Source organism: Clostridium sp. 1001270J_160509_D11, from assembly GCF_015667935.1.
GTDB lineage: Bacteria > Bacillota > Clostridia > Peptostreptococcales > Peptostreptococcaceae > Intestinibacter.
Genome location: NZ_JADPET010000028.1, coordinates 1 through 23669, shown reverse-complemented (window position 1 = coordinate 23669; position 23669 = coordinate 1). Strand labels below are relative to the sequence as shown.

20 protein-coding genes are annotated in these 23669 nt (G+C 26.8%); 15 read left to right on the top strand and 5 right to left on the bottom strand.

All coding sequences use genetic code 11. The features are described 5' to 3' along the window. The first annotated feature begins 68 nt into the window (after positions 1 to 68). The 6 genes from proC (at position 69) to I4U58_RS04515 (ending at position 6391) form a co-directional block, all read left to right on the top strand. A complete protein-coding gene (gene proC / locus I4U58_RS04540) occupies positions 69 to 872 on the top strand; it encodes a pyrroline-5-carboxylate reductase (protein WP_195929854.1) in 804 nt (267 codons plus the stop codon). 365 nt (positions 873 to 1237) lie between these two features. After that, on the top strand, positions 1238 to 1942 hold the full coding sequence (locus I4U58_RS04535) for a LytTR family DNA-binding domain-containing protein (RefSeq protein WP_195929853.1): 705 nt from the start codon (positions 1238 to 1240) through the stop codon (positions 1940 to 1942). Further along, positions 1929 to 3257 carry an ATP-binding protein gene (locus I4U58_RS04530; RefSeq protein ID WP_195929852.1) on the top strand — a complete coding sequence of 443 codons (1329 nt, stop codon included), beginning with the start codon at positions 1929 to 1931 and terminating at the stop codon, positions 3255 to 3257. The genes I4U58_RS04535 and I4U58_RS04530 overlap by 14 nt, the downstream gene beginning before the upstream one ends. A 146-nt stretch (positions 3258 to 3403) precedes the next feature. Beyond that, on the top strand, positions 3404 to 4198 hold the full coding sequence (locus I4U58_RS04525; RefSeq protein ID WP_195929851.1) for a hypothetical protein: 795 nt from the start codon (positions 3404 to 3406) through the stop codon (positions 4196 to 4198). Between the two features lie 224 nt (positions 4199 to 4422). Then, complete coding sequence (locus I4U58_RS04520; RefSeq protein WP_195929850.1) at positions 4423 to 5703, top strand: hypothetical protein; 1281 nt, start codon at positions 4423 to 4425, stop codon at positions 5701 to 5703. A gap of 16 nt (positions 5704 to 5719) precedes the next feature. Beyond that, on the top strand, positions 5720 to 6391 hold the full coding sequence (locus tag I4U58_RS04515; RefSeq protein WP_195929849.1) for an ABC transporter ATP-binding protein: 672 nt from the start codon (positions 5720 to 5722) through the stop codon (positions 6389 to 6391). Between the two features lie 61 nt (positions 6392 to 6452). Here the strand turns inward: I4U58_RS04515 and I4U58_RS04510 are convergent, their stop codons facing one another. Further along, positions 6453 to 7334, bottom strand: coding sequence for a DUF1002 domain-containing protein (locus I4U58_RS04510; RefSeq protein ID WP_347708161.1), 882 nt, complete (start codon positions 7332 to 7334; stop codon positions 6453 to 6455). 161 nt (positions 7335 to 7495) lie between these two features. On the opposite strand from I4U58_RS04510, the gene I4U58_RS04505 reads away from it, so the two are divergent. The 7 genes from I4U58_RS04505 (at position 7496) to I4U58_RS04475 (ending at position 18089) form a co-directional block, all read left to right on the top strand. Next, positions 7496 to 8836 (top strand): site-specific integrase, encoded by a 1341-nt coding sequence (locus I4U58_RS04505; RefSeq protein WP_195929847.1) that lies wholly within the window; start codon positions 7496 to 7498, stop codon positions 8834 to 8836. 5 nt (positions 8837 to 8841) lie between these two features. Beyond that, positions 8842 to 11547 carry a hypothetical protein gene (locus I4U58_RS04500; protein ID WP_007286666.1) on the top strand — a complete coding sequence of 902 codons (2706 nt, stop codon included), beginning with the start codon at positions 8842 to 8844 and terminating at the stop codon, positions 11545 to 11547. Positions 11548 to 11557: 10 nt separating this feature from the next. Then, positions 11558 to 13378 (top strand): site-specific integrase, encoded by a 1821-nt coding sequence (locus tag I4U58_RS04495; protein ID WP_007286667.1) that lies wholly within the window; start codon positions 11558 to 11560, stop codon positions 13376 to 13378. Then, a complete protein-coding gene (locus I4U58_RS04490) occupies positions 13378 to 14082 on the top strand; it encodes a hypothetical protein (protein ID WP_007286668.1) in 705 nt (234 codons plus the stop codon). Before I4U58_RS04495 ends, I4U58_RS04490 begins: the two co-directional genes overlap by 1 nt. A 288-nt stretch (positions 14083 to 14370) precedes the next feature. Then, positions 14371 to 15663, top strand: coding sequence for an MBOAT family O-acyltransferase (locus I4U58_RS04485; protein WP_330360344.1), 1293 nt, complete (start codon positions 14371 to 14373; stop codon positions 15661 to 15663). An 18-nt stretch (positions 15664 to 15681) separates the two neighbouring features. After that, positions 15682 to 16875, top strand: coding sequence for a hypothetical protein (locus I4U58_RS04480; RefSeq protein ID WP_007286670.1), 1194 nt, complete (start codon positions 15682 to 15684; stop codon positions 16873 to 16875). Between the two features lie 110 nt (positions 16876 to 16985). Then, the gene (locus I4U58_RS04475) at positions 16986 to 18089 is read left to right on the top strand and encodes a hypothetical protein (RefSeq protein WP_007286671.1); all 1104 of its coding nucleotides are present in this window, start codon (positions 16986 to 16988) and stop codon (positions 18087 to 18089) included. A gap of 190 nt (positions 18090 to 18279) precedes the next feature. On the opposite strand, the gene I4U58_RS04470 is transcribed toward I4U58_RS04475, so the two are convergent. The 3 genes from I4U58_RS04470 to I4U58_RS04460 form a co-directional block, all read right to left on the bottom strand. Next, a complete protein-coding gene (locus tag I4U58_RS04470; protein WP_278183535.1) occupies positions 18280 to 19140 on the bottom strand; it encodes a DUF1002 domain-containing protein in 861 nt (286 codons plus the stop codon). Positions 19141 to 19575: 435 nt separating this feature from the next. Then, entirely contained in the window at positions 19576 to 20007 is a 432-nt protein-coding gene (locus I4U58_RS04465) for a DUF1002 domain-containing protein (protein ID WP_007286673.1), read from the bottom strand. A 311-nt stretch (positions 20008 to 20318) separates the two neighbouring features. Next, the gene (locus I4U58_RS04460) at positions 20319 to 20756 is read right to left on the bottom strand and encodes a DUF1002 domain-containing protein (protein WP_195929846.1); all 438 of its coding nucleotides are present in this window, start codon (positions 20754 to 20756) and stop codon (positions 20319 to 20321) included. A 572-nt stretch (positions 20757 to 21328) separates the two neighbouring features. Between I4U58_RS04460 and I4U58_RS04455 the strand changes: the two genes are divergently transcribed. Beyond that, positions 21329 to 21853, top strand: coding sequence for a hypothetical protein (locus I4U58_RS04455; RefSeq protein WP_195929845.1), 525 nt, complete (start codon positions 21329 to 21331; stop codon positions 21851 to 21853). A 238-nt stretch (positions 21854 to 22091) separates the two neighbouring features. Beyond that, complete coding sequence (locus I4U58_RS04450; RefSeq protein WP_195929844.1) at positions 22092 to 22976, top strand: sigma-70 family RNA polymerase sigma factor; 885 nt, start codon at positions 22092 to 22094, stop codon at positions 22974 to 22976. A 310-nt stretch (positions 22977 to 23286) separates the two neighbouring features. On the opposite strand, the gene I4U58_RS04445 is transcribed toward I4U58_RS04450, so the two are convergent. Beyond that, positions 23287 to 23508, bottom strand: coding sequence for a hypothetical protein (locus tag I4U58_RS04445; protein ID WP_195929843.1), 222 nt, complete (start codon positions 23506 to 23508; stop codon positions 23287 to 23289). Positions 23509 to 23669 lie beyond the last annotated feature (161 nt).

The window sequence follows — 23669 nt, the reverse complement described above, 5'->3', positions numbered from 1 at the left end:
CTCTTTTAGAAAAGGGCCTAAAAATAATGATAGGCAAGGGAAAAAGAAATGACACTGTAATTGAAGGAATGAAAAAAATAGGATTTATAGGTGCTGGTAACATGGCAGGAGCTATAATAGGCGGAATAATAAAATCAAACTTAGTAGAATCACAAAATGTTATAGCATCTGCTAAAACAATGACAAATCTAAATAAACTAAAAGATGAATACAATATAAATGTAACTTTAGATGCTAGAGAAGTTGTAAAAAATTCAGATATAGTTTTTATGGCTGTTAAACCGAATATATTTGATGGTGTTTTAGAAGGTGTAAAAGATTTAATTGGAGATGGAAAAATAGTAGTTTCAATAGCTGCTGGAAAAAGTATATCTAGCATGGAAAATATAATTGGAGATGACAAAAAAATAATCAGAACTATGCCTAATACACCTGCCCTTGTAAATGAAGGTATGTCGGCTTTATGTCCAAATAAAAACATAGAAGATGAAGAATTAAAAATAGTAAAAGGTATTTTTGACTCTTTTGGAAAAAGTGAAGTAGTAGGTGAGTACTTAATAGACTCTGTAATAGGAGTTAGTGGGTCTTCACCTGCATATGTATTTATGTTTATTGAAGCTATGGCTGATGCTGCTGTTGTTGGGGGAATGCCAAGAAAACAAGCTTATAATTTTGCAGCTCAATCAGTGCTTGGTGCTGCAAAAATGGTGCTTGAGAGCGGGAAACATCCAGGAGAATTAAAAGATATGGTTTGTTCGCCAGGAGGAACTACAATAGAGGCAGTAAAAGTTTTAGAAAATGAAGGGATGAGATCATCTGTAATAAATGCAGTTTGTGCTTGTATAGAAAAATCTAAAGAAATGAGCAAGTAAATTAAAAAGGCCAAAAGATTAATCTTATCTTTTGACCTTTTTCTTTTATAGCAATTACGTTTTCAAATATTTAATATTATAGAATAACCATAATTATAATGTATTTATGGTTATAAATCATTGTAAACACTTACTTGTATATTTCTATATTATTGATAAGTTATAGAAATGTATGATATACTAAGCGATACTAATCAAGATGCAAAACTATTTTTGGAGGGACAAATATAATGGCAAGAGCTAAAAGAACTATAGATACTAGCAATGTTTTAAGCTTAAAAAGAGAAGAGCGAAGAAAGATAAGAGACGATTTATTTTAATTAATATAGCAGAGTAAAATCTAAGGCGGAGAGGAGATATTAAAGTTGAAGATTTTGATAGCAGAAGACGATAAAAATATTAGCAATATAATTTCAGAGAGCATAAAGGAATTTGAAAAAGATATAGATATTGTAGTTTTTGAAGAAGCACAAAAAGCATTAGAGCATGCAACAATTAATGCCATTGATATATTTATTTTAGACATACAATTAAAAGACTATAAAGGAACACATTTAGCAAAACAATTAAGGGAAATAAACAGATATAAATATAGCCCAATTGTTTTTGTTACAGCTCTTGCAAGTGAGGAACTTTTAGCTTATAGAGAGCTAAAATGTTATAGTTTTTTAATAAAACCATTTACTAAAAGTGAGATAAACGTTGTTCTTGATGATGTTATTGGGTACAAAAAACAACTAAAAAGTGTTTCTAAAACAATAAGAATAGAACAAAAATCCTTTGTTTTTGAATATAACTTAGAAAATATTATTTATATTGAATCTTTCGGAAAAAAACTAGAACTTAATTTATGTAATGAAAATAAGTATACTAAAGAAATAATATCAGGATATTCATTAAAAAAACTTTTAGAGATGATTAATGACTCTAAATTTATACAATGTCACAAAAGTTATATATTAAATACAAATTATATAGAAAAAATAGACAAGGCAAATAATTTAATATATTTAAGAAATAATATGGGAACTATTCCTATAGGAAAGAAGTTTTTAGATGGAGTATATTAAACTAATTTCGCAAACACTACTTGATAGTAGTGCTATGTTCTTATTATGTAATTATCTATCTAACAAAAGAATAGAAAAATCTAATAAAAACTTATCTTGGATTATATTTATTAATCTAGTGTATATATTTTCTAGATGGAGTGTATTAGTTACAGATAATTATATACAGCCAACGGTGGACTTTATAGGATTTGATATATTACCTGTTAACTCTTTATATGGAACATTTCTTTTATGTATATTTTTAATGATAGCAAATAGTATATATCTAAACATGGAAAATAGCCAAGCATTTTTTGCAACTATAGCTTCTATTATAATATGGATTTTTATAAGAATACTTGCAGTAGTTCCATTTAAATTAATAAGTGTTCAAAATATTAATATATATGAATATGGATATAGAATAGTTACATTACTTTTAATATTAATTTTTGTTTTGAAATTACCGTTATATAAATTTAAAGAGTATTTAAAGAATAACAGTTATATAACTAAATTAATACTATTAAATTCACTGATAGCATTATTAGTATTAGTTTGGAGCTTTCAATTTGATGTAGATATTCTTATAAAAAATTTAGCTATAGTAGTATTTGTGTTTTTTATGTTGTTAGTTATTAATATATGGTCAATAGTTTCTCAGCGAAATGTTATAAATCAGCAAAAACGTGTAGAGGTTATGGAACAATATATTCCTGTAATCGATGATTTAATGTCTGAAGTTAGAGCTAGGCAACATGAGTTTAATAACAAACTTTTAGCTATTTATAGTATATTAGAAACGGCAGAGACTTTAGATGATGCTAAGTTAAAAGTTGGAACATATAGTAAAGATGTATTGATGGATGATAGTATTAAGGAGTTATTTATATGTGACAATAAAGTTATCTCAGGGTTTATTTATTCTAAAATAAAATTAGCCAATTTAAAAAATATAAACATCGAACTTAATATCTGTGCATCTCTAAAAAAGATATACACAGAAGAATATGAAATAGTAGAAATTTTAGGAATTCTTATTGATAATGCTATAGAAGCAAGTAAAAGTGGTGACACAATATTTATAAAGATGAATAAAATAGATGACAAATTTGAAGTTACTGTGTGTAATCCACACCCTCAACTTTCTAATACAGAGTTTATGGAATTATTTGAGAAAGGATATTCTACAAAAGATAATGGAAGTAAACACAGAGGATATGGTTTATACAATGTAAAGTTAATTACTGAAAAATGTAGAGGAAAAATTATATTTAAAAATACAAGTATAGATAATGTTAATTACTTAAATATAGGTGTTTTAATACCTTAAATAAATTCATAAACGATGACTTTAGAGGAATGAAAAAATATTTATGCCTTTAAAGTCATTACTTATTTCTAAAGAATTGTAATAGCAATTTATTTATCATATACTACGTTCATAACTTAAACATTAATAATAGGAGGACGAAAAAATTGTATTCGTTAATTAAACTAGAATGGAAAAAGGTAAAAAAGCCAGTATTTTTAGCTGCAATTCTGGCAACTATTTTTATAGGTGTTATGACTTGTACATTATATAAAAACTATTCGCTACAAGTTGATTTAGAGGCATGGGAAATAGCAACAGAATTTATATCAATGTTATTTCCGCTTATAGTAGTTATACCAAGTTGTTGGACAATTTATTATGAAAGAAAGAATAAGTTTTTATTATACACTCTACCGAGGGTATCAAAGAAAAAGTACTTACTATCGAAGTGGATAGTTGTTGCATTAAGTTCGGCGACTATTATGTTTGTATCAATGTTTATTGGAGCATTAATTGCATTATATATAAAGCCAGAAATAGTGCCGTATATAGGAACTTATGATATGGTAACTAATGAACCGATACTTATTCAAGATAGACATATATTAGGTAATTTATTTGTTAACCAACCACTTATGTATAGCTTTTTGATTAGTATTTGGAGAAGTTTAATAGCAATAATAATAGCAACTATGGGATTTGTACTATCTCTTTATATTGATAATATATTTATAATACTAACAGGTCCTTTCATTTATACTATTTTAGAGAACTTTATATTGTCAGTGCTTAGAGTACCACAATATAGGTTAGTAACATCTTTTGACCCAACTATAGTGGATGAAAAAATGATTACTGTATTTTCTATGATTGCAGGTCCTATGATAGCTATATTATTCATAGGCTTAATAGTTGTTTTCAACTCAAAGATAAAAAAGACTTTGATATATAAGGTATAGGTATCATTATGAAAACATTGATAAAACTTGATCTAAATAAATTAATTTCGAATAAACTTTTATTTTTGTTATTTGGGTTAACTATATTTAGCATGGATGAAAGAATTACTCAAACTTTATCATCACAACAATTTATATTATATATTTTTACAGAGCACTACTATTTGACCTATCTTATGATGCCAATTTTCATGTTGTCAATATATAGCAGTCTGGATGATGATATGGAGTATATTTTGATAAGAAGTACATCTTATTGGAATTATTTCAAGGGTAAATTAGCTGTATATGGAATATTTTCATTTATGTTTGTAATAGCTCAGTTTGTGGTAGCATTTATAATGTCAATAGGTCTAAGAAGTGATAATAACTTTAATGTACCAAATAATCCAAGTTATGAATTATTTGGATACTATTCACAACACTTTAGCAGTGTAACACAAGCTATTTTTATAAATTGTATATATATGATAGCAGGATTATTTATAGTATCTATTGCATTCTTTACTATAAATAACTTCTTCAGTAAAAAGGTTTCAACTAAAATCATGATAATAGTATATATTCTAATGATATTTGGTTTAAAGATTGATAAAGTAAATAACTTACCTATAGTTTTTATTGATAATTATATAATTTTTCATAGAAACTTTGGCTATGACTTAAAATTATTTATAAATATATTAACTATGACGACAGTACTTATAGTTGTTTGTATATTAAATAAAAAATATTGGAATAAAAAGTTAAAAATTAAAGATATAAGGAAAAATAAGATAAGTTATTATAAAAGACTTCTATTTTCAAGATATAATATAGTTATAATATGTAGTGTATTAATATTAATGTCTTTTTGGGGGTTTCTGAAAGGTAATAGCTCTTTTGAATCAATGAACGATTATTTAGTAAATCTATTTGTAGGACATCCAGTCAATAATATTCGAATTATTGAATTCTTAGAAATGTTAGTTTTAAATACAACTCCAATATATATAATAGCTATATTTCTAGAACAAGAAAGTAGTGAGAGGAGTTTATTTATAAACATAAGATTTGGAAAAGGGATAAAATGGATGAATTCTATTTTAAAGACTTCAATGCTATTTGTAGTTAGTTATGTATTATTAAATATAGCTATTCCGATTGCAATTGGTATTTTTAATAATATACCAATTACTTCTCAAGTAATACAATTAAGTACTAATATCTTCATAATTAAAGTTTTAGATTTAAGCTTACAGGTATTAGTATTAATCTTACTATACAGTTTAAGTAAAAACATGACCTTATCATTTTTAAGTTTACTATTATTAAATAGTTTATGCTTTTTACCTTTTAAGTGGTGCTTATACTTGCCATTTGGAATTTCAAGCTTATCACGATTTAAATATATAGGAGATTATGGCTTAACATTGATCCCTGTAATTATAGAATTATCAGCGTTTATTTTATTAAGCTTTATTTATATAGAAAAATTTGCGTATAAAAAAATATTAATTGATTAGAAAGGTTGAACACATTATGGAAACTGTAATAAAGTTAGACAGAATTTCAAAAGAATATGATGGAATAAATATTTTAAATAATATAAATCTAGATATAAAAAAAGGTAGTACTGTAGGTATTGTAGGAGCAAATGGTAGTGGAAAATCTGTTTTATTTAAATTAATATGTGGATTTACCTCACCTGATAGTGGGCAGGTTTATATAAGGAATGAAAAATTAGGAGATAAAGTTGATTTCCCAAAAAATGTAGGTGTATTTATTAATGAACCTGGATATATCAGTATGTATAGTGGACTAGACAACTTAAAATTCTTAGCTGGAATTAATAATAAGATTAGTAATGATAAAATAATACAAACTATGGAAAGAGTTGGATTAAATCCTAATAATAAAGTTAAGGTTAGTAATTATTCATTAGGGATGAAACAAAAACTTGGTATAGCTCAAGCTATTATGGAAGACCAAGATATACTTATTTTAGATGAACCATTTAATGCTCTTGATTATAAAACATATCAAGATATAAAAGAAATAATAAAAGAGCTTCAAAAAGAAGGACGCACTATTCTCCTAACTAGTCATAATTTTGAAGACATAGAACAACTTTGTGATAATATATATGTTATTGATAATGGTAACTTAAAAATCATTGACGAAGAAAGTATAAATATATACAAAAAAAGATAAATAGAATTAGAAAAGGGCCATCGCAAATTTTATTTTGCGACAGCCCCATTTTGTTTTAAATTTATTGGTTAGTATCGAAATGTTCTGTATCAGTTTGTACTTCTGGATTTAATGTATTTTCATTTGATGAATTATTATCAGTGTTTTGATTTACATTACTATCAGAATTACTGTCGTTATTAGAATCAGTATTTGTATTGCTATCACTATTATTAGTGTTATCATTGTTACTATCGCTACTATCTGGGTTCATCATTGTAGAACCGTTGTTTTTATTTAAATCATCAGAACTATTATTAGAATTGTCTGATGAGAATAAACTTTTAAACCAATTAACTATTTTTGTGAAGAAACTTTGAGCTTCTTCTTTTGAAGGTAAATTTTCAGCAGCTTTATTAGTTGCATCTATTATAGAATCACTACCTAACATAGAATCATTTGTTTCACCTAATATACCTAAATCTTCAGAACTAGAAAATAAGTTAGAGAACCAGTTTCCTATAGAACTGAAGAATGAACCAATAGAACTTAATATTCCTGAGTTACCTATATTTTCACCAGATTCTTTTAAGTTATCTTGCACAACATCAGATACGTTATTTAAAGTAGCTTTCATCTCATTATAATCATAGTTTTGTGCAGCTATTTTTTGCATTAAAGCTATTATTTTATCAACTTGAGCATCTGTTAAAGTTACATTATAGTTATTAGTTATATTGTTTATTGTATTTGCAATTTGTGTTTTATCACTTGTATTATTTTTTATAATATCAGCTTTAACATCATTTATTATACCTGTAGCCTTATCTTGACCTATTTTATCACCTAAATCTCCTGTAGTTATTAATTCTTCAGAAGCAAGTTCTTTTTTATCTTCATCAAGAGTTTCTCCAGTAGCATTTTCAAATGCCTTCATAACACCAGTTAAGGCACCTGTCCTTATCTGTATAATATTATAGAATAAAGGTTATATTATGATTATAATGGATATAAAGTGTTGTAAATACTAACTTATGTATTTCTATATAGTTATTGATAAGTTGTAGAAATATATGATATACTTATGTTAAGTTAAAAAGATAAAAAAGAGAGGTAGGAAGATGGATGATTATATATAAAGTAAAGGAACAAGTGATAAATGATATATCAGGATGGAAACCAAAAGATAGATATGCAGTATTAATAGTAGAATCAGATGAGGCAAATCCATTGGTATGGAAACCTAGTCCTCTAACTGAATTTCTAGAAGTATATATGTCAGAAAAAGCTGTTAATACAAAAATTCACTATGGATATGTAATATGTGATTTTCTCAATTACTTAAAGCTACAAATAGAATTAGGTGAAGATGAATGTTTTGACATATTACAAGAAGAAGGTATATATGGTTTGAATTTTATTCATGCATCTAAATACTTAACATATATAGGAACAAGAAAGACAAAGGTAAATAAGCAAGGAGAAGAAGAACTAGTAGTAAATAATTATTCTACAGTAAAAAGAAAAGAAAATATACTTATATCATTTTACACGTTTTTAAATAAGAAAAAGATACTTACAAATAAAGATGCTATAGTTGAACATAAAGTAGTACCAATAAAAAACAGGGGGAACGTAACATCAAAAGGAAAGAGAGTATCAATATCTCCATTTAAAGATAGTCTTGAGTATAAAGTATTTTATCCACCTACTAATCCAACAAATAGCTATGGAGAAAGTATTAAGGCGATAAAATTAGCAGATATGAAAAGAGTAACATGGGAATTGTTCTTAGAATATGCAAGAGAGAATTATCCTGACATAGCACTAGGTGTAGCTATGCAGTTTATGGGGGGATTAAGATTAGGTGAAGTTGTAAATTTAACTATAGATGCAGTAGAAGTAAATAGAGATAAAGATAAGTTATTTTTAGATATAAATGATAGGCAATTATTTTTATTTAAAAGTTTAAAGAGTAAAAAATCACAAGTTAAATTCGCAAGGGAAAATCAAGTTGTATTTAATTGGAATCAAGAATTATTTAACACATGGGATGAACATATGAAGTACTTATCTAAACTAAAGAAAAGAACTAATATTAAAGCTTTATTTGTTAATAAAAAGGGAAATCCGATGACAGGTGATGTATACGAAGAAAGATTTAAAAAATTAAAATCAGATTTTATAGAATTTCTTGAAAATTCTAAGCCAGTTGAAAGCAAGACTCTTAAGAAATACGCATGGTCTACTCATATAGGTAGACATGTATTTACTAATTTTATAATAAAAACTGGATTAGCTAATAACTCTATGGGAGTTCCTGATGCTAAAATAGTTGCAAGTCTTAGAGGAGATAGGAATTTATCGTCTGCATTAGCTTATATAGATAGAATAGCAATGGTAGAAGCTATTGATGAAAACTTACAAAATTTAAGCAAAGAAGCCTTAAAAGAAGAAAGGGTATAAAGTATATGAGTCATAAACTAAAATATGAGTTTGATAATAATGAAGATAAAGCGAACTATGTAAGTAAAGAAGAATTTTGCAATATGTTAGATATATCAGAAAAATATTTTAACGATGTAAATAAAACTGTAGCTAAAGTTGTAAGAATGTTTAATATAAAGAAATTAAATATAAGTAGGTTTGAGGTTTACTATAATAAGGATGATATACAAAAATCAATAAATGAATTGTGTGAATTTCAAAATACTCATATAAATGGAGCTGAAGCTAAGAAAATGTGTTCTAATTTATCGGAAGAAGGAATCAAAAGTATTTTAATTCCTTCGCATTATAAGTTGATTTGTAGAGACACATTAAATGAAATTTGGAACATAAAAGTTGTATATAAAAAATCAGAAATAGATGATTATATACAATCTAGAGCAGAAATAGATAGAAAAATAGAGTCAGGGGAATATTTATCTACTAGTGATGCTAGTAAGATGCTAAATATGAGCGACAGAATGTTTTTAAAGCTAAAACAGTCTATTGATATGAATGAAATAAGATATTATCAAGGATTTTATTTTGAGAAAAATGTAATAGAAAAACTAGTGAAAGAACAGGAAGAATTCTTTTCTGAATATATACCAAAATCAGTTGTAAAAAATAAATATTTTACACCTAAAACATTTCCTTCACATGAGGAAAAATTAACTAAATATGAAGCACCTAGAATAGCCTATACTTTAGAATATACTTCAACTATGATTAAAGATAGCTCATGGTTTAAGATATCTGAGGTTGAAGAATTAGCTAAAGAATTAAGTGAAAAAAAGAGAACCATAAAAAAAGAAAGAACTAAGGCTAAGAAAAAAGAATCAGAAAAAACAGAAGAAAATGCAGTAATAAATGATAAAGAGTTAGAATTTAACATGGTACTTACAAAAATAGATTACAATTCACCTGGGTATGATATAAATCATGATATATTGGGTTCAACGTATTTTCATACTTTTCAAATTAGACTCAATGAATTAAATGACTGGAATGGATTTAATCCAAACTCAGAGTACACAAATGGAAAGTGGTTTGGGTATATAAAAGATAAATTAGATTCTATGAGAGCTAATGAAAAAGTATCAAATGCTAGAGTGAATCATTATGTTAGATGTACCTTAGCACTAAAATCTATGTTAGATTATTATGGATTAGATGAAGTTTACTCTCTTACAACAAACCAAATAAATACTTATTTTAATATAATAAAAACTAATATTATCAGGATAAATATCTATGAATTTTTAGGTCTAGTCAGTAAGGATGTACAGTTAGTTTCAGGGAATAAAAGATGCGGATTTAGAATGGATAAAATATATAGCCCTCATAGAAGAGAGTCTTCTAAAACAATAGATGATATATATGATTTTGATGTGTACTCAGATTTATTTAAATACTTAGTAGATATAGACTTGCACGTTAAAAATAGTATATATGATATTAAAGTTAAAAATAGCATAAGATACGCATCCACATGGTTATATGTAATGTTGCACATGAACAATGCATGGAGAAATGGCGATGTTACTGAGTTTCCTAAATTAGATATAGATGATTTGTTAGACGAGTTTAAAATTTATGAGTATAGTTGGTTTGAAAATAATAAACTTAGCATAGCAAAAGCTAGAGCTGTAATATCAAGGGTTATACAACATGAATTTAAAATATCAAAAACGCAAGTGAAAGGAACTTTCTTTTGCTCGGATGAATTAGCTCCTTCTATGGCTACTAACATTCTGATTTTAACTTTATACCATAAAAGTAGAAGTATAATTTCAAATAATAGCACACTAATGGATTTTGGAACTAAATATAATAAAGTTGGAGATAGTCATTTTAATAAATTCTTTAAAGAATTCAAACATAAAAACTTTAAATTCTTATCAAGGACTATGAATAAAACAGTTATGACATTTGTATACTATTTAGCTAATTTATCAGGTGATTCTAAAGCATTGATATATGCACAAAAACTGAGAGAACATTTGTCAGAAGATTCAACTCTTCATTATTTAAACTTAGACAAAAGTAAGATAGAAAGTTTAAGTAAGCAATTATTTATGAGAGGTGAATTTGGATATATAACTAATATGCTACTAACTAGAGTATATGATGAAAATGTAACTAATTTTGAAGAAGCAACAGAAGCTATAGTAAGAATTAATGATATATTTGGAGATGTATTTAAAATTCATTCAACGGCAGGATTTTTAAATACTATTAGGGTTGAGAGGCAAGCGGTAATAGATACCCTGGCAGAAAAAAGCTTTAATGAATGTCAAGAAATATTAACAGACTTATTTGCAAGGAAACTGCCTTCGAGAGAAGATAATGTACAGTGCTTAGTATCTAAAGAAGGTTGTAAAAGAATAGACCTTAAATCATGCTTTGAGTGCCAATACCATATACCATCAATATATGCATTAACAACATTATGTGAAAGTATGATAGAAGATATGAAGAATTATCATAATGTAAAAGGTGTAAAAAAATATAAGCTTGCATTATCTATTGATAGAAAAAGTATTCTCTTGAAAGAAGCTATGGATATACTAACTCCTGAGTATGTATATAACTGTTTAGGTTTAACTAGGGATGAATTTAAATCACAATTAAATTTAATTGATATGCCTGAAGATTTTTTAGAAGATAAAGAACTTTTAGAAAGGTAATAAATTGTATATGAGTAGATTAATTGATAAGATAGATATAAATTTAGTAAAAGAAGAAATTGTAGATATTGAAGAAATAAAATCGAATCTTAATAAACGTGTTGTACAAAATGATATATTAAGAAAAGAGAGTAGAACGGAAACATCAGATGCTACATTTGACAGTGATATATGGATAATAGATAAACCTTTAACCCAAGGATATATAAATTTAAATATGACTTTTCTTTCAGAATTAAAAACTTTTAAAAGAATTACAGATAAAGAAATAACAGCATTTAGATGTTTCTTTGCAGAAAAGATTTTAAATAAATATAATACAAGCATAGGTTCTGAGCTGTCAGTTATAAGAGACTGTATAATGGTTACTAATAATTTTGATTTAGAGACTATAGATTCTCCATATGGAAATCCTATAAATCAATTATTAGATACTTATAGCGGTAAAACTAAATCAGACAAAATAAATAGTATTTTAGAATATTTATACTACTTAGATGAATTAGATATTTTAACAGAAGGACAAAATAAAGCAATTGAAACACTAATGACTATGGATACATCAAGGCAAGATAATGCAAGAGAACTACCTAAGGAAAAAGATATAATGGCTTTTGATTATTATTTAAAGCGATTTTATAAAGATGAATTATTTAGTGAAGATATGAAAATGCTTTATATGCCACTATTAATATGGTGGAAAGTTACAACCGTTATACCTATGAGACCATCAGAATTATGTAGTAAATTAACTAGGGCGTGTTTGATAGAAGAAGATGAAAAGTACTATATTTATGTAAATAGAATAAAAACAGGTGATATATCTAATAAAGGTGTTGTTAGAAGAGGAAGAATACCATTACTAAATAAAATTCAGATAACTAAAGAAATATATGATTTGATAAGTGATTATATAGAAAAAACTAATGAGTATGGTCATACAGAAACATTATTTTCATATAAAGCTCTATGTGCTTTTAGAAAAAAGATAGCTATTGAATTTGGAGAAGAATACGGCTATATAACAATACCTGTGGAACAAAAAATAGATGAAGAGTATTTTTCAATAAATGTACTTGGTCCTATGCTGAAAGGGTTTTATAAAAGAATAATATCAAATACTTATAAATATGAAGTAGAAAGACAACTTAATATAGGTGATACAAGGCATATAGCTTTTACATCATTGTTATTACAAGGGGTTTCGCCTATAGAAATAGCTATGTTAGGAGGTCATACTTCCTTATCCTCACAAGACCATTATCAAGGAAATTCTTCATTTTATGCTGATTCAGAGATGATAGATTTTGTGAGTTCTAAAATGCATAGACGTAGTATATCTACAAAGGCTCTTAAAGATATTATATTTAATAAAGAGAAGTCAGAAGAAGCTCCTAGAAATTTAGAGCAGTGTATACAAACAGAAGACGGTGTAGGATATTGTACAATAGATATAGATAATGATATATTAGCTTGTGGAGATGAAGAGTTCTGTATAGGATGCAAACATTGGTGGTGTCCTAAAACACAGGAAAGTTTTATAGAAGTACAAGAATACTTAGAAAATAACATCGCTTCATCTTTACATGTAAAAATACAGCGAGAAAAAGTATTTCTACAAAAGTTATTATCAAAGCCTAAGACAAAGCAATTAAATGGAGTATTAGACTTAGATAATGATTATGAATATAAATTAAAGACTTCCATTAATAAATTGAATAGAGAGCTATCTAGACGCTCAGATGTAGAAGGGATATTACAGATTAATAGTGGATTGAATATAAGGTATGCTAATCAAGATGTAAAACTATTTTTGGAGGGAGAAATATAATGGCAAGAGCTAAAAGAACTATAGATAAAGAAGAAGTAGATGAAATAATATATTTAAAGCTAAAAGAGCTAGGTGGTATGAAGAAAAGACTGACGTATAATTCAGTCTTTACCTTCAATAAAGAAATTGCTAATAATCCTAAATATAAAAGAAAAAACGGAGAGTTATTTACTTTGTATGGATATGATTTCTGGGCTAGTAGTTATAATAACGAAGATTATTATGGAAGACAAAGAATAAATGAAATAAAAAATACTTCTAATGTAATTGTAGCTGGGAAAGAGTTTATACCAGAAGTAGAAGATATTCACGCATTAGTAAATGATTACTATAAAAAGCCTGAGGTACTTTATAAGAAGTTAGCTAAAGTGTTTGAAATGGATAAGAATAAGTTGAAAAATTTAGAAGAAGAAAATAAAAAGTTGAAGAAAGAAAAAGACGATTTACAAAAAGCTTTACAATCATTTGAGCGTGAATTTGCAAGTATATTTTGTAATAGTCGCTTAGCTGATAATTCATTAGTAGATGTTATGTCTATGAATAAATCAAAGGATTATCTGGTTTATGACGGTTTAAAGAATATGTTTAATGATGAAAAATTGGTTGAGTTATCTAAAACGAATGGAATAAATAATATAGATACTAATAATGTTTTAAGTTTAAAAAGAGAAGAGCGAAGAAAGAGAAGAAATGACTTATTTTAGAAACGTTGAGGGGGAAAATATTTATTGTATTCGACAAATTACTACAAAAAAATCAAGGGTAAATATGATAAAATTCTGTATAGAAAAAATATTAGTGAAGATTAAAATATGAAGGGAGGAAATATCAATATTTAAATTATTGGTATATAAGAAATGGTATTTAGTAGTTTGATTTTTTTATTTTTATTCTTGCCATTAACATTAATTATTTACTATATATCAAATAGTAAAGCAAGAAATTTAATATTATTAATAGCAAGTTTGTGTTTCTACGCTTGGGGAGAGCCTGTGTATGTATTTTTAATGTTATTTTCGACAGTAATTGATTATATAAATGGATTAAAAGTTGAAAGGTTTATAGAATTAGGTGAAAGAAAAAAAGCACTGATGGTGGTTATATCTTCAGCAATTATAAACTTATTTGTTTTATGTTTCTTTAAATATAGTGACTTCTTAATTGAAAACATAAATAATATATTTAACTTAAATATAGGTTTGTTAAACTTACCATTACCTATTGGTATTTCATTTTATACTTTCCAAACGATGTCATACACTATAGACATCTACAGAGGAGATGCTAAAGCTCAAAAGAGCATACTAGACTTTGGAGCATATGTAGCATTGTTTCCACAATTAGTTGCAGGACCTATTGTTAGGTATCAGACTATAGCAACACAAATAAGTAAAAGAGACCATTCAATAGAAAAATTTGCAGATGGTGTAAATAGGTTTGTTTGTGGACTTGCTAAAAAAGTTATATTATCAAATCAATTAGCTGTAGTAGCAGATGGTGTATTTTCAACTAATTTAGCTAATGTTTCGATATTAGAAGCATGGCTAGGAATAGTTTGCTATACTCTTCAAATATATTTTGATTTTGGTGGATATAGTGATATGGCTATAGGATTAGGTAAAATGTTTGGATTTGAGTTTCTTGAAAACTTTAACTATCCTTATATATCACAAACAGTTTCAGAGTTTTGGAGAAGGTGGCATATTTCATTAGGAAGCTGGTTTAGAGATTATGTATATATTCCATTAGGTGGAAGTAGGGTTTCTAAGTTTAAGTTGTATAGAAATTTATTTGTAGTATGGTTTTTAACTGGTATGTGGCATGGAGCAAGTTGGAATTTTATAATTTGGGGATTATATTTCGGAGTATTTATAGCTTTAGAAAAAGCATTTTTAGAAAAGGCTTTGTATAAAACTCCTAAAGTTTTAAGACATACTTATCTACTTTTGATTGTAGTTGTAGGATGGGTATTCTTTAGGGCTAATGATATAACACAGGCATTTGAGTTTTTAAAGGTCATGTTTGGATTTAATGGAAATGATGTTATTAATAGTTCGGTTAATATTTATTTAATCGATTATTGGTACATATTACTTGCATCTATAATACTATCTACACCGATTGTAAAAGGTTTGAAACAATTAATTTTAAAGATTAATAAAAATGCATTAGATAATGATATAGCATATTTAATGCATGGACTATCACTAGGTATATATATGTTTATCATTATGGTAATGTTAAGCAGTTCTACTTATAATCCATTTTTATATTTTAGATTTTAGACTTAAAGGGGAATTTTTATGAATAAAAAGAAGGCTAGGTATATAATAATACCATTTTTAACTATAATTTTTGGTTTTTTTATTTTAAATATTATAGTTCCAGATAAAAAGTATAGTATTGCAGAAAATAGGAATCTTGAAAAGAAGCCAACGTTAAAAGATATTGAAGATAAGGAGTTTGCTTCTAAGTTTGAAAGTTACTATAATGACCAATTTGTTCTTAGGGATGAAATGATAAGCTTAAATAAAAAATCAGAGGCAAAATTAAATAAAACAAAAGTTGGTAACTACTATCTAGTTGATAATAACTGGATTTTAGGAATGTTTCCAAAACTTTTAAGTGAAGAGCAATTAGATGATTATTCAAATACAATCAATGAATTATCTGAAATAAGTAGTAGCTTAGGAAAAGATGTATATTATACAATGATGCCTCATAAAACCAATGTATTAAAGCATTTATACCCTAAGTATATAGACAATACAGGAAATATAGATATAAATAAAAGTGAATTTAGGAGTAGATTAGAATCGGATATAGTAACATATATTGATATGGATGAGTATTTGTTAAATAATTTTAGCCAATATGAATTAGAAAAGCTATATTTTAAAACAGACCATCACTGGACAGGTATAGGTGCGTTTGAAAACTTTAAAATGATGGCTTCAAGGATGGACTTAGGGATATCACAGGATGAGTTAGATAAACATTTTGCTAGATACAGGGAAACTACTGTGAAAGACAAAAAATTTATAGGTAGTTACAATCAAAACTTAGACATGCTAGTTAAAGAAGAAGAATATGTAAATTATATGTATATAGATAATGCAAAATATACATATGAATTAAATGGTAAAAGTAAAAAAGAAGAAGAGATTATTGCAACTTCAAGAAATAAAAAAAGCTGGGATTACGGTGGAGCATATATTAGAGGAGCACAGACTAATATATTAAATATTAAAAATGACAAAGCCTTAGTAGATAAAAAGATATTAATATTTAGAGACTCATATCAAGCTCCAACTACATGGCTATTTGCAGATTTATTTAGTGAAGTTGAAATAGTTGACCCAAGAAATATAGATAAAATAGATAAGACATATGAAGAAATAATAAAAGATAGTAATTCTGATATAGTAATGTTTATGTATAATAGCTCTGGATTTGATTCAATGGTTAAGGCTATGATAGACAAAGGCATAAAATAAAAAATAAAAGTCGTAAGTTTTACAGCAATCTAAACTTGCGACTTTTATTTTTTTATTATAAGGGAAACATAATTTTATCACGATAGTTGAACATTAAAGGAGGAGTTATAATGAAAAAAAATAAGTTAATATATTTAGTTGTTACATTAATACTTATTACTGTTAGCTTTTTTGGTATTTCTAAAGTAACTGATAATATCTATAAAAGTGAAAAGTTAGTATTTAATGAAAATAATACAACTGAGTTAAGTGAACAGAGCAAGTATACCGTGGGTAATTATTACTTGGTCAAAGATAATTGGATACTTGGTAAATTTTCTAAAATTATACAAGATGATAAAATGCAAATATATGCAGATGCTATAAATACTTTGAGTAATAATGCTAGAACTCAAAATAAGGATGTGTATTTTATATCTATGACTCACAAAACAAATATGCTAAAGCATCTTTATCCTGACTTTGTTATGAATAAGGAAAATATAGACTTAAATAAACAATCTTTTAAATCAAAATTGGATAAAAATAATATTTCATTTATTGATATTGATGGATATTTTTTATCTAACTTTACAGAAAGTCAAAGGGAAAAATTTTATTTTAAGACAGACCACCATTGGAATGGATTAGGAGCATTTGAAGGATTTAAATTTATGATTAATAATGTAAATTTAGGTTTATCAAACGATACCATTAATAGTTATCTTGATGGATACCGAATTAAAGAAGTCAAAGAGAAAGAATTTTTAGGAAGTTATAATAGAAAGCTAAATTTAATAGTAAAAGAAAAAGAATTTGCAAATTATGTGTATAGAAATGGTAGTAAGTTAGAGTATTATATTTGTGATGGATACACAGATAAAAAAATAAGTGAAAAAAATATAATGGCTACATTGAGAAAGAAAGACAGTTGGGATTATGGTGGAGCTTATATGAGGGGAACTAATTGTAATATATTAAAAATAAGAAATAAAAATTCATTAAGTGATAAAAAAGTATTGGTGTTTAGAGACTCATATCAAGCACCTATGACATGGTTATTAGCTGATGTATTTAAAGAGGTTGAAATAATAGACCCTAGATATATCGAAAATATAGATATGACATATGAAGATATGATAGTCAACAGCAAATCGGATATAGTAATGTTTATGTATAATAGTTTTGGATTTGAAGGAATGATTAAAGAAATGATTGAAAAGGGAATTGAATAAATTGATTTTACAAATATGATTATATAAAGTATAAAATAATGCGAAGGATACCTTATTTATAAAAAATCAAGCCTCCTTCGCATTAATAATCAGTAATAATTAGCATCATGCACAAAAGCTTATATTATTAAATGTGATGATTATATTATCAAAATTAATTAAATTAAACTCAAATTTCATTCAACTAATATTAATTAATTGTTTCCTCATTACTACTATTACTATCAAGCGTATTTAGGTTATCAAGATTACTTGAATCATTTGTATTTTCATTATCTTGAGGTTCATTTTCAACCGAAGAATCAGGTTGAACATTTTCATCAACAGTAGAGTTTTGCTCTAATGAGTCTACAGAACTATCTTCTGTAGAACCGCTATTAGATTCTTCTTTTGAAGAAGGCGTTGTATTATTATCTTCTACTTTATTAGAATTATCACTATTAAATAATCCTGTGAACCAGTTCCATATCTTAGCGAAGAATCCTTCAACTTCTTCACTAGAAGGTAAGTTTATAGCATCTTTATCAGTTGCATCTATGATAGCATTCTCTCCTAACACACTATCATCAGTAGAACCTAATATACCTAAATCTTTATCTTCATTTCCACCGAATAAACCAGCGAACCAATCGCCTATACCGCTAAACCAATTTTTAATAGAGTCAAAGAATCCTTGGTTAACACCTTCTCCAAGTTCATCTAATTTTTCGTTAACAGTTTCTTTTATACCATTTAAAGTATCTTTCATTTGATTATAATCATAATCTTGTTTAGCTATTTTAGCCATTAAATCTTCTAATTGTTTTTGTTGTTCAGGTGTTAATGTAACATTATAATTATTAGTTATATTATTTATAGTGTCAGCAATTTGAATTGTATCACTAGTATTGTTTTTGATTATTTCTGTTTTTATATCATTAACTATACCAGTTGCTTTATCAGCACCTATATCTTCACCTAAGCTTCCTGTTATTATTAATTCCTCAGATGCTAATTCTTTCTTTTCCTCTTCAAGAGGTTTTCCAGTAGAATCCTCAAATGCTTTCATTATTCCAGTTAAAGCCTTTATGTTAACCTAATAAGGCTAACAATTTTTATTATAAGTCGCTACACTTACAATGTCATTTCGATTACTCTAATGACCACTTCTTTTCAGAACGTGAGAAGACTATTTCTTCACCCTCGACTCATACGTTAGGGGCAACCTATTTCCACTACCAATAGCTTGTAGTGTACTCCCATTTCAGGGATAGTCGTTGGAGGTTCTCCATATCTGTTGACTTAGGAGCTTCCCTGCATGAACACCCATTGTTTTAGAATACTTAGGATTTAACCTTATATTCATCTCTACGTTTTTTCTACTTTCGTACCATCATATATTCTTTTCAGATATATTGTGGTGTAGAGCTTTAGGGATTACCTGCAATTAAAGTTGTGTCCTATGCAAATTTCTTTACATACGGAGCTTATGTAATATAATGATATATTATAATATTACTCCTGTACCACTAACTGGAAAAACACTGGCAACAACAACATCAGCATCTGTCATACCAGTAGTTGATAATGTACTTGCAACCATTGAAGATGTTAACCATGTAAGGTTAGCAGTTTTAACATTTATACCGCTACCAGCCTTAGTAGGTTCAACATAAGCACATGAGTAAGTCTTTTTACCTAATTGAGCTTCAGTAGCAACACCTTCTAAATATTTTCTTTCCTCTTGGTTATTAACTTCTAGTATTACAACTTCATTTTCGTTAACCCCAAAGTATTTAAGAATAGTAGCTCTTTGTTGTTCATTTAAATTTGCACCTAGAGTAACAACTCTAGCTCCATCAGCAAAAGCAAAGTTTATACTTCCTATGAATAAAGTTCCACATATAGCTAGTGAAGCTATTCTTTTTCTTAAATTCATAATCAATCTCCTTTATAACAACTAAAATTTGTAAATTGAACTATATAATATCATATATACTGTTCACTTCTATAACCTTTATGTATTTTAAAAGTAATAGAAGTCAAAATTATATAAAAATATACTATCCGTAATAAAATAAAATCCTAATAAAATTAGGAGAATTTGATATCTATAAAATTGAGTTAATAGCAAAAATAAACTATAAATTCAGATATTTATAACTCATTTCTATAACTTTATTGATATGAAAGTTATAGAAATCAAACGTACATAAGTAATAAGGATAAAAAAAGCTATTTCTATAAGTTTTATATGCAGATACCTGTCCCACTTACAGGAAATACAGCAGCTATAACACAGTTAGCGCCAGTAAGACCAGCAGTTGATAATGTAGTAGCAACCATAGAAGATGTTACCCAAGTTATATTTGCTGTTTTTACATTTATACCGCTACCTTCTTTTGTAGGTTCAACATAAGCACAAGAATAAGTCTTAGTACCTAATTGTTCTTCTGTAGCAACCTTTCCTAAATAAGCTCTTTCCTCTTTATTATTTACGGTTACAATTTGTACTTCGCTTTCTTTTACACCAAAGTAATTTAAAATAGTCTGTTTTTGTTCTGCAGTATTATTTACGCCTATAGTAACTACTTTTGAGCTATCAGCAAAAGATGTACCTATGCCAAAAGAAGAAAACATTAAGCATGTAGCCATTAATACAGAAACTATTTTGTTTTTAATCTTCATTTTACTTCCTCCCAATACATACCTTGTATTATTTCCTAAAATATATAATTGTAAAATTATAATTTGCTCACATTAATAATATATAGCTTTTTAAAAATAAATACGATTACAATGTTGTAACATGATTATATACTAAAAAAATTAAAATATCTTTATTTTAAGGAATTTTTAAGAAAAAGACATAAAAATGAAATTATATATTATAGAGAATTAATATAGCATAAAATGGGTATAACTATAAAGATAGGATTAGATGAAGAAATATATTTTAATTTAAAAAGTAAATTTTTCATTCCTAAACTATAAAAATTTGTATTTGAACTTTAAAAACATACCAAAATCTTGAATACTATATAAAATAAGTAATAAATAAGATTGAAAAATTTTTAAATCTATTATATTATAAAGAAGAAATATGGTATTTTCTAAGTAAAAAGACAAATAATTTTGTGTATTTTATAATGTATTGATAGTATTTTTTTAGTTTAAATAAAATATATCAGTATGTTAAAAGAAAATATACCTTGAAAAGAATCAATAAAGAGGTTTTTCTTAAAAGAAAGGAGAAAAGTATGTCAAAAGAATTTGTTAAAGAAAGAGTATTAAAATATCTAATGGAGGATTTACTAGTACCTCAAGATATGATAGACACTAATGTGCCTTTAAGTGAATTTGAAGAAGGAGCTGAAGGTGTTTTAGACATAATAGTAAATGTTGTTGTTAAAGAAGATGGAGAAGATTTCTACGTTCCAGTTTTAATAGCTACATGCGTTGATGAAGACTTTGTAATGGAAGGAGCAGCATTACAAAAAGAAATAGATTTCCTTGAAGATGTAGATAACATAACTACTGCTGGTAGAATGATACTTACAAACGGAAATGAAATGATGTATGCTGATTGGACTGGGGAAGAATACGATACAGAAGCATCTCTTCCTACATATGATCAAATGAAAAAAGAATTCTTTGAAATGGAAGAAAAAATAAAAAGAGAAGAAATGATGCACGGTCATGAATGCGGTTGTGGTTGTGGTCATGATCACTCTCATGAACACAATCATGAAGATGGTTGCGGTTGTGGACACGACCATCACTAAGAGTTAGTTTGCAAGAATTTTATTGATAAAAAGTTTGTAAATAAAGAATTTATCTATGTATATCACAAAAATGCAAAAATTTGTGAAAAAATAAAGGTTTTTACAAAAAAACGTAGAATTATATTATAGATAAAGTAATTGACATTTTGAGTAAATGGAATTACATTTTTTTTATTTACAAACATATAATAGCTATATAAGATTTAAATAAACTATGTGTAAAAGAAGGGGTTATATTATGGGGGCTAAAAAAGAAAATACTTACGAAAATTATGTCCATGCAGATACTTCAGGATCATCAAATGCAATGAAAATGTATTTAAAAGAAATTGAAGCATATAAAATGCTGTCTGCAGTTGAAGAAGTTGAATTGGCTAAAAAGGTTAACGAAGAAATACCTGAGGCAAAAGAAGATTTTATAAACGCTAATTATAGATTAGTTGTAAGTATAGCCAAAAAATATAGAAAAGAAAATGTTGATATGCTTGACTTAATACAAGCGGGGAATATAGGTCTTATCAAAGCCGTAGAAAAATACGACTATACTAAAGGGTATAAGTTTAGTACGTATGCTACTTGGTGGATAAAACAAAGCATTACAAGATATATAGACGATTGTGAAAATACTATTAGAATACCAGTTCACCTTCATCAAAGAATTAATTTTGTTAAAAGAAAAAAACAAGAACTTTCAAATGTTTTACAAAGAGAGCCATCACTAGAAGAGTTGGCTGACATTTGCGATATGGACGTCGAAAAAGTTATTGAAATTCTAAAACGAGACAAAAACGTTGTATCACTAGATACACCAATAAAAGAAGATGAAGACAGTAGTTTAGTAGAATTTATACCTTCAGATGCTAACTTTTCCGATGTAGTTATGCACGAAGTGGAACAACACAATTTAAGGGAGAAAATAAATGAATTATTAACAGGACTTAGTGATCAAGAACAAAAAGTTTTAAGAATGAGATTTGGTCTTGATGATGATGACCCTAAAACTTTAGAAGAAATAGGAAAAGTATTTGGAGTTACTAGGGAAAGAATTAGACAAATAGAGGCTAAGGCCATAAGAAAATTGAGACATCCAAGTAGATTGAATCAATTAAAGAATTTTTATTAGGACTAATTTTATATAATAACAGCCTGTTTAAAGTAAAAAAGTGGGATTATATCCCACTTTTTTTATTCTAAGGAAATGAGATTCCTTTATATTTTATATATCGTGGGTAAGTATAATTTACATAAATATAATTCAAAAAAATATTTTTATGATATTTAGAACAGAGATTTTGATTAAATTTAACTTAATACTTTTTATGTAGATTTATGATGTATACAAAAAATAGATTTTAATAGCTTTGATATAATTATAATGTATACACTAAATTATATTTTTATACAAAGATAACGTTCTCTCGAAATATGATTTCTTATAGTTTTGCAGAAACTTTATATAAAAACATAGCGCACTTCTTAATGAGATAACTAAAAATATCCCCAAAATCATCGTCATTATCGTACAGTTTAGTAACATCCATGCCAAGCTGCAAATTAATTTTATTAATACGCGTAAACTGAATACTTACCATAAAAAGAAAATAAATAAAACCTATACCAAATAAAACAAATAATAAAATGAATAATTTATCCATAATAATCCCTCCGTAAAAATTATATTCTATATATTATAATTGTACTATATTGACAAAAATTAATCAGTAAAAAGCAGTAGATTTATTAGAAAATTTAGAATTATTGAAATAAATATTAAAAAAATAAATTATAAAGCCGTATCTTGTATCATAAAGATATC